Source organism: Leptotrichia hofstadii (genome assembly GCF_007990525.1).
Taxonomy (GTDB): domain Bacteria; phylum Fusobacteriota; class Fusobacteriia; order Fusobacteriales; family Leptotrichiaceae; genus Leptotrichia; species Leptotrichia hofstadii.
The window spans coordinates 229,047-241,135 of sequence record NZ_AP019823.1; the positions used below are offsets into that span (position 1 = coordinate 229,047).

Here is a 12,089-nt window from a genome sequence, read left to right on the forward strand (position 1 = left end):
AATGGGAGAATAGATAAATGGAAATAATTTTTACAATAGTAATTTTAGGGGTAATAGTATTTTTGCACGAATTGGGTCATTTTGCTACAGCTAAATATTTTGGGATGCCTGTTTCGGAGTTTGCTATTGGGATGGGGCCTAGGATTTTTTCAGTGAGGAGAGGGGAAACGGTTTATTCGATTAGGGTTCTTCCTCTTGGAGGATTTGTTAATATAGAAGGGATGCAGCCTGAAAATTTTGATTTAGAAAGGTTTAAGAAAGAAAGAACTGATGAGATTATTGAGGAACTGAGAAATGAAAAAGGGTTAACTGAAAAATCTGATGAAATTGAAAGCGAAGAATTTGTCAATGAAGTGTCGAAAAGGCTGGACGAGAATGTGGAAAAGGAATTGAAAAAGCAGGAAAATATTCAGAAAAATGGATTTTTTGCGAAGTCGCCGTTTAGCCGTTTTGTTGTACTTATTGCAGGAGTTATGATGAACTTTATTTCTGCCTTGATTGCCTTATTTGTGATGCTTTCAATAACAGGAGTGATGCCTATAAAATATACGGCGCCAGTTGTTGGAGAAATTCAGGCAGATTCCAGAGCAAAGGAGAAATTGAGAGTAAACGATAGAATTTTGGCAGTTAATGGAGAAAATGTGTCAAACTGGGTGGAAATATCGGAAAAAGTTTTGAAAATTAGTCAAAATTATAAAGATGAAGATGTAAGCTTGAAAATTTTGAGAAATGATAAGGAAATTACAGAAAATGTGAAATTGACGTATAATAAAGAAGCGAAGGCAAATTTACTTGGAATACAGGTTTTACCGCAAAAGACGAATATTAATGAAAGAATAAAAATGAGTTTTGTATTATTTCGGGACTATTTTAAACTGACACTTGATGGTGTGAGAATGCTTGTAACTGGAAAAGTGGCAATGAAGGAAATGACAGGACCTGTTGGACTGCCAAAGATTGTTGGGCAGGCTTACGGACAAGGCGGATTTTTTGCGTTGCTTGGGATATTTATTCTCATTTCAATAAATATTGGAATTATGAATTTGCTACCTATTCCAGCACTTGATGGAGGAAGACTGATATTTGTCATTCCTGAATTTTTCGGAATAAAAGTAAATAAAAAAATAGAGGAAAAAATACACATGATTGGAATGATATTTTTGCTTGTATTAATGTTGGTTATTGTATTTTTTGATGTTACAAAATATTTTCAATAGAAGGGGAAATGAACTAAAGTGGTAGATTTTATACAGAAGACAAAAAGACTTGTGAAACTTTCTTCAGCGATTGTTCAATATGGATTTGATGAATTGTTCAAAAGAGGCGAGCTGGAAAAGTATCTTCCTGGAAATATAAAAAGGAAATACAGCGACAAGATTGATGAAATAAATGCCTGTACCTTTTACGAGAGAATAAGAATGGCGATAGAGGAGCTGGGGCCTGTTTATGTGAAATTTGGGCAGATGCTAAGCAACCGGAAGGATATTTTGCCTGAGGATCTGATTGTACAGCTTCAGAAACTGCAAGACAATGTGGAAGTTGAAAAAGTTGATGTAAGGGAAAAGATGAATCTTGAACTTGGGATTGAAGTGGATGACTATTTTGATGAAATAGAAGAAGAGCCAATGGCATCAGCTTCGATAGGGCAGGTGTTTAGAGGAAAATTAAAAAATGGGGAAAAAGTTGTTGTAAAGATTCAGAGAGAAAATATAAAGCCTGTAGTTGAAGTGGATTTGGAAATTATGAAAAGCCTTGCAAAAACTTTGGAAAAATATTATGAGGACATGAAAAAAATGAATATTGGAGATATTGTGGAAAGTTTTGAAAAAATGCTGAATGAGGAGCTTTCACTTAGCAACGAGCTTCGTAATATACAGCGTTTTGCAAACAATTTTAAGGAAGATAAGAGAATTCATGTTCCAATTGTGTATAAACATCTTTCCAATGACCATATTCTCACAATGGAAATGATAGAAGGCTTTAAAATTACTGATAAGGAAAAAATAGCAGAAATAGGGAAAAAACCTGAAGAAGTTGCAAGAACTGGACTTGATTTGTATTTGGTACAGTTTTTAAAACATGGATTTTTTCATGCTGATCCCCATCCTGGCAATATTTTTATAAAGGAAAATGGGCAAATTGTATTTATTGATTTTGGTGCAATGGGAAGGCTTTATCCGAATGAGCGGGAACTTTTAATAAATTTGATTATTTATTCATTGAAAAAAGATGTAAAAAAAATGATTGAAACTATACGAAAACTGGCGATAAAATTTGAAGTTGCGGATGAAAGAAAGTTTGAACGTGAACTTTACGGATTAATTGAAATGGTGGATGGAAATTCATTGGAAAGCATAGACATTGTTACGATTTTTGAAAAAGCAAGGAAAATATTCAGTGATAACCAGATTCTGCTTTCTGAAGATATTTACCTGCTAGTAAAGGGAATTGGTCAAATTGAAGGAATTGGACGGCATTTGGATCCAAGTCTTAATATAACAAGAATTATGCAACCATATATGGATAAAATAGCAAGAGAGCGGATGAATCCAGTAAATATTTTTAAAAAGGGAACAGAAAAATTGGAAACATTTTCTGATAACTGGCTAACTTTACCTACAGATTTAAAAAATATTTTGGAAAAAATTCAAAAAAATGAATTAAAACATAAGCACGAAATAATTGGTTTTGAGAAATTTCAAAAGACTTTTGAGCAATTAGTACTAGCAATTATTATTTCATCAATATTTGTGGGTTCATCAATACTAGCTCTAGCAAACATTCCGCCAAAAATCTTTGGAATTTCTGGATTAGGGCTGCTAGGCTTTGTTATTGCGGGAATAATGGGTCTGAATTTGTTTTTAAAAAGTAAAAAATAAGCGATGACAAAATAAAAACTACTTTTTCAGGACTATAATTAGTCAATTTAAAAAATAAAGGAGAGTTGCCATGGAAAATAATGTTTTATTAGCAACATTTGAAAATCAGCTAAGCGCATTTGAGGCTCTGGCTGACATAAAGACAAAATATTCAGGGGAAAATTATGTAATTACTCAGGCTGCAGTTGTAAGAAAGGAAGACGATAAGCTGAGTTTCAAGGATGGTTTTGAAGTAAATGCAAATGGAAATATAGGATTTTTAAATGGAGGGCTTCTTGGGGGCCTTGTTGGAATTATCGGAGGTCCGTTGGGAGTTATTTTTGGCGGAGCAGTAGGAGCTATGATAGGTGAAAGCCAAGGTGAAAAGGCTGACAAGAAAATAATAAGCATATTTGAAGATGTTTCAAAACACCTTGTAAATAACCATTATGCATTGATTTTACTAACTTCCGAATCAGGGAATACAGAACTGGATAATTTTTTGAATAAATACAATCCTGAAACAATCCTGCGAAAAGATGCCAAAGTTGTTCAAAAGGACCTGGAATTTGCAAGAGAATACGAATCCAAACTGAAAACAGATATTGAATACAAGGAATTAAAAGACAAATTTGAAAGCAAGTCAAAAGAAGTAAAAGAAAATTTAGCTGATTTTTCAGAAAAGATAAAAGCTAACGCAGAAGCGTTTACAGAAGATTTGACAAAATTTGTACTGGACTTGAAAAATAAATTTAAGAATTAAAGAAGGCAGGGATAGAAAATTTTATCCCTGTTTTTAATTTACAAGGAAAGCAAATTTATGTTTTTTTATTGAAAAATTTTAATTTATTTTTTAGTGCAAAAATAATTGACAAAATAGAAAAAACAGTATATTATATAAAAATGACTTACAGGTCAATTTTATTTGTTAGGTGGGAGATACTTGGAAAAGAAGAAGGGTGCAAGAAGTCAGAAAAGAAAAAAAATAATAGATAAGGCGTGGGAACTGTTTGCAAAAAATGGATATGAGGAAACTAAAGTTGAGGATATTACGAAGGACCTAGGAATATCTAAAGGAAGCTTTTATACATATTTTGCAACTAAGGAAGAGCTGCTTTATGAAGTTTTAGAAAAAATAAAAAAGGAAATAATTGAAAATCTTGAAAATATAAATGTTAATCAAACGCCAAAAAAAGTTTTAGAAGATTACGTAAAAGCTAAAATGAATTATGCTGTTAAAATTTTGAATAATATGAAGCTAAGAGCAGTCGAGAAATATTTAATTGATCCAAAATTAAGGATATTCTTTCAAGAACTGCAGGAAAAATCAACTGATTTTATAAAAATAAATATTGTTGAAAAATTTAACAGTAAAAATGGCAATAAATATAATACAGATGTTATATCAGAATTTATATTAATTTCAATAGAGGAATTTTTATATGATGAATTTGTCTTGAAAAATTTGGAAAAGATGAAAGATGATGACCTGATTAATATCCAAAATACAAGAAAAGTCGAAAATTCATTGAAGGAAATAATAAAATTTATAAATAATGCGTTAAAATAAGTTCAGGAAGGAAGAAGGGAAAATGGAAAAAAACAGAAATAAAATAGCAGTGTCAATATTGCTGTTATTAATGGCAATTCCCAATTTTGCACAAAAAATAACAATTCAGGAAGCCGCTGAAATGGCGGTAAAAAACAACAAAGACATAAAAATAGGAATGTTAGAAATGGATAGAGGGCAAATTGATGTAAGCAGAAGCTGGAAACAGAGATTTTTTACAGTAAGCTATAATGCTTCGGCAAATGCTTATTTTAAAAATATTATTTCGAAAAAGACAGGGGAAGCGTACCAGCAATATCTATCACTCTCACAGCCGCTTTTCACAGGCGGGAAACTAAAATTAGGAAATGAAATAAGCAAAGACAACTTAAAATTAACTGAGCTGAAATTGGATAAAACAAAGAAAGATACAGTATTAAGTACTGTTCAGGCATATATTGACGTATATGAGGCAGTCAGTACGCTTGGAGTACTGCAAAAATCAAAGGAAGCATTGGATGAGAATTATAAAATTCAGACTGAAAAATATAACTTGAGAATGGTTACACAGCCTGAATACAAAGAAGCAGAAAGAAGTCTAAAGGCTATGGAAGCGCAAATTGTAGAACAGCAAGGAAATATTGAAATAGCAAAAGAATCTTTGGGAATATTAATTGGAGTGCCAAATCCGAGCAGCATTGAAATAGTGCCGTTTGGAGTGGAAGACAATTTTACCAAGACAATTGATTTGAAAAAGGATATGGAAAAATTAACAACACAAAATACTGAGTATAAAATTGCACAAAAACAAATTGATATAAGCAGAAAAAATACAAAACTGGAAAGAGCCAGTTTTTTTCCAACAATTAATGGAACTGTAAATTACGGGGCATTAGGTTCGAGAAATAAATTAAAGGATGTATTTGAAGTGAAGGATTTTTCATCGGCTGCTGGAGTGACATTTACTTGGAATATTTTTGACTGGGGCAAAAGAAAAGAAGATGTAAAATATGCTAAAAAAACTGAAGAAATTGCAGAAGTAAAATCAGAGCAGACATTGGAGCAGGTTAAGGCGAATATGAGAAAAACATATTATAAGCTGCAAGCGCTTGAAAAAAGTCTGGAAGCATTGAAAATTGCAGTGGAAAGTGCAGAAGAAACGTACGAACTGGAAAAAGAAAGATACAACTATAACTTGATAACAATGAATAATTTACTTGATGCAGAGGCAAAATTACGCCAGAGCCGTGTAAATTATGCAACTTCAAGACTTAAATACTACTATCTTGTATCACAATATGGAGCTTTTCTTGATTAATCGGATTTAAAATATGAAAACAGGAGGAAATAAACAATGAAATTATATAATAAAAAAATTGTAGCGGCATTGGCAATACTTGCGATGTTTGCTATATCTTGCGGAAAGAAGAAACAGGCTGCAGTAAATAATGCAAGACCAGTAAAAGTGCAAGTTATTGGACAAAACTCAATTTCTTTGGGCTATACAGCGAGCGGAACTTTGAAAGGTATAGAGGAAGTTCCCTATACAGCGACTTCTTCTGGAGAAATAGTTGTAATAAATGCAAAAAATGGGGATAGTGTAAGAGCAGGGCAGGTAATTGTATCAATTGACAATCAGGCTGCAAGATCAAATGTTGCAAGCGCAGCTTCAAATGTAAATACAGCCTCATCAAACATCAGTTCAGCCGCCGCCGCACTTGAAGAAGCTAGAATAAATTATGAAAAATACAGTATGCTTTATAATAAAAGGCTAGTAACTGAAACAGATTATTTAAAGGCAAAAACTAATTATGATGCTGCAAGAGCCCAGTTAAATGCCTCAAAAAACAGCCTAAGCTCAGCACGGGCAGCACTGGATTCGGCAAATGACACAAATAGAAAATCTGTAATAAAGACAAACACAACGGGAACTATTGCAAATATGAAGCTGGAACTCCATCAGCAAACATCAGCTGGAAGTGCCTTGTTTACTGTGGTAAATGAATCGGAAATGCAGCTGGAAGTGGGAGTTTCACCAGAAGTAATAAATAAAATCCATGTAGGAACACAGGCGAAAGTAAAAATTGATGAGCTGCAAGGGGAAGAGCTGGCAGGAACAGTATATGAAGCGTCAGCCGCGGCAAATTCGGCAACAAGACAGTTTATTGTAAAAATCAAAATTCCTAATCCTGAAAGAAGGCTAAAAAGCGGAATGTATGGAACAGCAAGCATAGACACTGGAGCAGAAAATGGATTAATAATTCCTAAAAAAGCCATTGTTGTAAGAGGAGTGGAACAAGTGGTCTATATAGTTCAAAATGGTAAAGCAATCGCAATACCAATAAAAATTACAAATCAAAATCAGGAAATGGCGGCAGTTACTGGAAATGGTCTTACTGCAGGTGCAGAACTTATAATAGATGGACAAAATGTTGTACAGGCTAACGAAACCGTTAGAAAAGTACAGTAAATTATTGATTTTAACTCTAAAAATAGAAAATTAATATTTTAAATATAATCAGTCAGGCAGATTTTGAAAATTTTATACTTTCTGAATTTGTTTGGCTGTTTTATAAAGCAAAAAGATTAAGGAGAAATGAAAAAATGACAGTAGCAGATTTCGCAACGAAAAGGGTCGTTTCTACAACTATGATACTGATATTCATGGTTTTTTCAGGTGTTGTAGCTATGCGGTCAATGAAGCAAGAATTGATACCAGACTTTAACTTTCCGCTAGTAGCTGTTAATACGACTTGGACTGGAGCGGCTTCCGAGGATGTTAAGACTCAAATTTCAAAAAAAATAGAAGATGCGGCACTTAATGTTGACGGTATTAAAAATATTTCTACAAGTTCAACTTATGGAAATTCAAGTGTAATGGTAGAATTTAACTTCGGTACAGATACGGATATAAAGCAAGTACAGATCCAGTCTGAAATTGACAAAATAAAACAGGATCTGCCGTCTGATGCTAATGATCCAGTAGTTTCAAAATTGAATACAGCTGGGGGAAATTCAGATATGGCGATGATGATTGCGATAAGAGGAGCAGATGAATCGACAATCACTTCATTTATAGAAGAAACGCTGGAGCCAAGACTGAAAAGAAATAGGGGAGTCGGAAATATATCGGTATTTGGTAATGCCACAAGGCAGATAAAAGTAAAACTGGATCCGTATAAACTGCAGGCATACAATTTATCTCCAAGTGAAATATATACTAAAATTAAAGCGGCTCACACAATTGTGCCAGGTGGAACAGTAAAGGATGGTTCAAAAGAATTTATTCTAAGGGTTGATGGAGAATTAAAACAGCTAGAACAGATACAGAACATCATTATTTCAAACAATGATAATCAGACAGTAAGATTAAGTGACATTGCTAATGTTGAATATGGAACTAAAGATAAGACATCTTATTCAAAATATGACGGTCAAGACATGGTTTCTGTTGTAATTCAAAAAAGTAAGGATGGAAATCTAGTTGAAATTGCAAATATTGCAAAAAAAGAATTGGAAAATATGAAACCGTTATTTCCATCGGGTTCAAAGTATGAAATAATAGTTGATAACAGCATAAGGGTAAAAGATGCGATTTCCAATGTAACAAATAATGGTTTACAGGCATTAGTAATAACAGTGATTGTCTTATTGGTGTTCCTAAAGGATTTAAGAGCCTCGCTTGTAGTTGGAATGTCAATTCCAATATCTGCTGCATTTACTTTCTTCCTTTTAAATACACAAGGAATCTCACTAAACTTAATTTCGCTTATGGGTCTTGCACTTGCGATAGGATCACTGGTTGATAATGCGGTCGTTACGCTAGATAACATATTTGATCACATTCAGATTAATAAAGAGCCAGCACTTGTTGCGGCGGTACGTGGAACAAATGAAGTAATAGTTCCAATGATCGCTTCAACGGCAACATCAGTTTGCGTATTTTTGCCAATTGTATTATTTCCAGGGTTTGCAAGGGAAGTATTTGCGGGAATTTCGCTCTCAATGATGTTCGCACTGTCAACTTCGATTGTTGTAGCAATGCTCTTTATTCCAATGGCATCAAGCCTTTTCTTAAATATTGAAAAAATATCAGGAGCGGCAGGGAAAGCACATAGATTTAATGCGTTTAGAGATAAATATAAAGAGCTTGTAAAGCAGGCTTTGGAACATAGAAAAGCAGTTATAATCGGAGTAATTGTACTATTTTTTGTAGTTGTTTTTGGACTTGGAAAAACTGTAAAAACAGGATTTTTCCCAGCGATTGACAATGATGAGTATTCGGTAGTAGCACAGCTTTCGACAGGACTAGATGTAGAAGTGGCACACGAAATTTCTAAGCAGATGGAACAGATTGTAAAAGAAGATCCTGCTACAAAAAATTATACTACTATAGTAAATGCTCAGGCGGCAATAGTCAATGTCGATGTAAAAAAAGACACGATGAAAGCAATGGAAAGAATGCGTCAAAAAATGAGCGATATTCCAAATGTTACAATTGCTGTTTCTCCGTCAAAAGCTGGAGGACGTTCTGTTTCAAAAGATTATTCATTCCAAGTGGAAGGGGATAATGCAGAAGAAATCAACAGAATTGCCAATGCGATTATGGCAGATATGAAGCGGCAGACATGGTTTAAAGATGTAAAATCATCATCAGAAGGTGGATACCCTCAGGCACAGCTTGAAGTAAACAGAGTGAAAGCAGAAAGTTATGGACTAAGTGTTACAGACATAACTAGAATGTTAAATCAGACTGTATTGGGAGTAGATCCGATAGAAATTACTGAAAACACAGAAACATTAAAAGTTTATATGGAATTTGAAGAGCAGTATAAAAATTCACTTGACAAAATACTGAATATAATGATAAAAACAAATGGAGGACAATTTGTAAGACTAGGAGACATCGCCACAATGAAACAGGTGGAAGGTGCAGCCTCTATAGAAACTTACAATGGTTCTCAAATTGTAACAGTAGGAGCAAATTTGGATAAATCAAAAGGTTTGAATGATGCATCAAAATTTGTAAATGAATCATTCAAAAAAACAAATCCAGCTATAGGATATAAAATAGCTCCAGCAGGAAATGCTCAAAGCCAGAAGGAAATGGGCGGAGAAATTATGAATGCCCTTATGATTTCAGTCGCACTTATTTACGTCGTACTGGCAGTACAGCTAGAATCATTTATTTTACCGATAATAATGATGTTGGCGTTGCCATTGTCGATGATTGGAGTAATGTTTGGACTGGCTGTAACAAGAATACAGCTGAGCATGTTTGTTATGATTGGTATTCTTATGCTATTTGGTATGGCGGTTAATAATGCGATTGTATTACTGGATTTCGTATCGAGTTTGCGGCAAAAAGGGATGGAAATTCGAGAGGCTCTTGTGGAAGCGGCAAGTTCACGGCTTCGTCCGATACTTATGACAACACTTACAACGGTGCTTGGATGGATTCCAATGGTATTTTCAAGCAAGGGAAGTTCGGGTTATTATCAAGGAATGGCGGTAGCAGTTATGTTTGGACTTTCATTCTGTACATTGCTGACATTATTCTTTATACCTGTGGCTTATTCTATAGTTGAAGAAAGAAAAGAAAAAAGGCAAAAAGCAAAAGAAGAAGCAAAAAAAGCTAAAAAAATGGCTGAAAGATCGCAAAATAAATAATAATAAACTTTAAAGAAAAGGAGGTGTTTTCTTGAAGAGGGTAGAAATATATTTTGATTCCTACTTTATGGATAAAATAAAGGAGGAAATGCGTGAATATGGAATTGAGCAATATACAATAATTCCACAAGTTTACAGCCGTTGGAGCAAAACGTTAAAACATTTTAACAGCCACGTCTGGCCCGGAACTGACAGCGTTCTTGTAACGTATCTGGAAGATGACCAGGCAAAGGAAATTATGCGGCTTATTAAAATTATGAAAATCGATTTAGGAAAGTCAATCTCAATGGGAGCGGCACTTTTACCAGTAGATGATATTATTTTGTAAAAAATATGAATAAAAAAATAGTTTGAGTATAAAAAAGAACGGAGTGATTATTAATGGCAGTTTTTGAATTGAAACATCCACTAATTGAACATAAACTTTCAAATTTGAGAAATAAAGATACAGACACTAAACTTTTTAGGGAAAGCTTAAACGAAATAGCAGGACTTATGGTTTATGAAGCAACAAAACATTTGCCGCTCAAGGAGATTGAAACAGAAACTCCTATTCAGAAAACCACTACAAAAGTTCTGGATAAACCAATAACATTAGTTCCCATACTAAGAGCAGGACTTGGAATGATAGATGGAATATTGCAGCTTCTTCCAAACGCAAAAGTAGGTCATCTGGGAGTTTACAGAAACGAAGAAACCTTAGAGCCAGTCTACTATTACGCAAAAATGCCAACAAACGTTGTCGGAAGTCAAGTTTTCGTAGTAGATCCAATGCTTGCAACAGGAGGTTCAATGATTTACACAATTGATTATCTAAAAGACAGGGGTGTAAAAAATATAACAGTATTAAGCATTATTGGAGCTCCTGAAGGAATAAAGAAATTTACTGAAAAACATCCTGATGTAGATTTGTACATTGCGGCAATTGATGATGGACTTAATCAAAATGCGTATATCTATCCAGGTTTGGGAGATGCGGGAGATAGAATATTTGGAACAAAATAATAAAATGGATTTTTTAGGAAAATGCTCTAATTAAAACAATTAGGGTATTTTTTGTATATTTTGATTTTCTATATTACTATGTTTTTTCTTTTTTATTTCTGTAGGATTGCTCATTGCCGCAAATCCTTACCTTGCAATAAAGATTTATCCCAGTAATCAAAATTTTTGGCAAGATTGCTACGCAATAACCTATGGCTAGTCTACGACATTTTTCTGCACTGACAAAAAACTCGCTATACTCAAACAGTTTTGTCAGCACAGAAAAATGCTCCGACGGATTTTAAAGAGTAAAAATTATATTTTAATTATTTAAAAATATTGAGTTGTTATTCTTTATTAGAAAAGTTTGTAATAAATTTCTTATTTAACCGAGATTTAGTATAATAATAATTTTTTCTTTTCTTCTAAAGCAAAAAAGAAGCAGAATCTCAAAAATTCCACTTCTTCACATAATGATTTATTAATAACGATTTTCATCTCTATCTTCACAATGCACATATCCGCCACTATATCTATAACATTTCACTCCTCTTTCAGCTCTCTCCCTTTTCATTTCCTGATACGCTTCATTATCAAGTAGACTGCAACTAACCACAGCTATTCCCAAAACAGTAATCAATATCAATTTTTTCAAATCAATCAACTCCAATCAGTTAAAAATAATTTGTTAATAAACTCTATTTCCGTCCCTATCTTCACAATACACGGTACCATCATATCTTCTATAACATGTTCTTCCTCTTTCTTCTCTTCTTTCACGAGCTTCATCCCATAATTTGGGATCTAATAAACCACAACTTACTGTAGTCAGAGCAAGAATTACAATCAAAAATAATTTTTTCATATTTATCATCTCCGTATTTTCTTTTTTTTATATTATAACATATTTTTATGATAATTGTCTTTTTTTTTTTTTTTTGGAATTAGAATAACATTATAAAAAACTATTTTTAAATAAGAGTTTAATTTTTTTGATTTTAAAAGGAGTTCTTAAATTTTAAAAATAT

At 33.3% G+C, this 12,089-nt stretch carries 12 protein-coding genes; 9 read left to right on the plus strand and 3 right to left on the minus strand.

Annotation, left to right across the window (positions count from 1 at the left end; translation table 11 throughout):
• Positions 1-17 precede the first annotated feature (17 nt).
• From FVE77_RS01045 to upp, 9 genes are all read left to right on the plus strand, one after another.
• The gene (locus tag FVE77_RS01045) at positions 18-1,217 is read left to right on the plus strand and encodes a M50 family metallopeptidase (protein WP_026745156.1); all 1,200 of its coding nucleotides are present in this window, start codon (positions 18-20) and stop codon (positions 1,215-1,217) included.
• 18 nt (positions 1,218-1,235) lie between these two features.
• Complete coding sequence (locus tag FVE77_RS01050; RefSeq protein ID WP_026745157.1) at positions 1,236-2,879, plus strand: ABC1 kinase family protein; 1,644 nt, start codon at positions 1,236-1,238, stop codon at positions 2,877-2,879.
• A gap of 70 nt (positions 2,880-2,949) precedes the next feature.
• Complete coding sequence (locus tag FVE77_RS01055; RefSeq protein WP_026745158.1) at positions 2,950-3,621, plus strand: DUF1269 domain-containing protein; 672 nt, start codon at positions 2,950-2,952, stop codon at positions 3,619-3,621.
• Between the two features lie 180 nt (positions 3,622-3,801).
• Positions 3,802-4,428, plus strand: coding sequence for a TetR/AcrR family transcriptional regulator (locus FVE77_RS01060; RefSeq protein ID WP_026745159.1), 627 nt, complete (start codon positions 3,802-3,804; stop codon positions 4,426-4,428).
• A 22-nt stretch (positions 4,429-4,450) separates the two neighbouring features.
• Positions 4,451-5,725 carry a TolC family protein gene (locus tag FVE77_RS01065; protein ID WP_026745160.1) on the plus strand — a complete coding sequence of 425 codons (1,275 nt, stop codon included), beginning with the start codon at positions 4,451-4,453 and terminating at the stop codon, positions 5,723-5,725.
• A gap of 36 nt (positions 5,726-5,761) precedes the next feature.
• Positions 5,762-6,877, plus strand: a complete 1,116-nt coding sequence (locus tag FVE77_RS01070) for an efflux RND transporter periplasmic adaptor subunit (protein WP_026745161.1) — start codon at positions 5,762-5,764, stop codon at positions 6,875-6,877.
• Between the two features lie 134 nt (positions 6,878-7,011).
• Positions 7,012-10,077, plus strand: a complete 3,066-nt coding sequence (locus FVE77_RS01075; RefSeq protein WP_026745162.1) for an efflux RND transporter permease subunit — start codon at positions 7,012-7,014, stop codon at positions 10,075-10,077.
• A gap of 31 nt (positions 10,078-10,108) precedes the next feature.
• A complete protein-coding gene (locus tag FVE77_RS01080; RefSeq protein WP_026745163.1) occupies positions 10,109-10,405 on the plus strand; it encodes a PG0541 family transporter-associated protein in 297 nt (98 codons plus the stop codon).
• 53 nt (positions 10,406-10,458) lie between these two features.
• Positions 10,459-11,082, plus strand: a complete 624-nt coding sequence (gene upp / locus FVE77_RS01085; RefSeq protein ID WP_026745164.1) for a uracil phosphoribosyltransferase — start codon at positions 10,459-10,461, stop codon at positions 11,080-11,082.
• Positions 11,083-11,158: 76 nt separating this feature from the next.
• Here upp and FVE77_RS01090 read toward each other — a convergent pair whose 3' ends face one another.
• From FVE77_RS01090 to FVE77_RS12570, 3 genes are all read right to left on the minus strand, one after another.
• The gene (locus FVE77_RS01090; protein WP_081690263.1) at positions 11,159-11,341 is read right to left on the minus strand and encodes a hypothetical protein; all 183 of its coding nucleotides are present in this window, start codon (positions 11,339-11,341) and stop codon (positions 11,159-11,161) included.
• Between the two features lie 201 nt (positions 11,342-11,542).
• On the minus strand, positions 11,543-11,716 hold the full coding sequence (locus FVE77_RS01095) for a hypothetical protein (RefSeq protein WP_036087369.1): 174 nt from the start codon (positions 11,714-11,716) through the stop codon (positions 11,543-11,545).
• Positions 11,717-11,749: 33 nt separating this feature from the next.
• A complete protein-coding gene (locus FVE77_RS12570; RefSeq protein ID WP_026745166.1) occupies positions 11,750-11,926 on the minus strand; it encodes a hypothetical protein in 177 nt (58 codons plus the stop codon).
• Between the last annotated feature and the right edge of the window lie 163 nt (positions 11,927-12,089).

Excerpts from the sequence above, each read along its gene's own strand:
- FVE77_RS01055 (WP_026745158.1), top strand. The coding sequence starts at position 2,950 with ATGGAAAATAATGTTTTATTAGCAACATTTGAAAATCAGCTAAGCGCA.
- upp (WP_026745164.1), top strand. The coding sequence starts at position 10,459 with ATGGCAGTTTTTGAATTGAAACATCCACTAATTGAACATAAACTTTCA.
- FVE77_RS01070 (WP_026745161.1), top strand. The coding sequence starts at position 5,762 with ATGAAATTATATAATAAAAAAATTGTAGCGGCATTGGCAATACTTGCG.
- FVE77_RS12570 (WP_026745166.1), bottom strand. The coding sequence starts at position 11,926 with ATGAAAAAATTATTTTTGATTGTAATTCTTGCTCTGACTACAGTAAGT.
- FVE77_RS01075 (WP_026745162.1), top strand. The coding sequence starts at position 7,012 with ATGACAGTAGCAGATTTCGCAACGAAAAGGGTCGTTTCTACAACTATG.
- FVE77_RS01065 (WP_026745160.1), top strand. The coding sequence starts at position 4,451 with ATGGAAAAAAACAGAAATAAAATAGCAGTGTCAATATTGCTGTTATTA.
- FVE77_RS01045 (WP_026745156.1), top strand. The coding sequence starts at position 18 with ATGGAAATAATTTTTACAATAGTAATTTTAGGGGTAATAGTATTTTTG.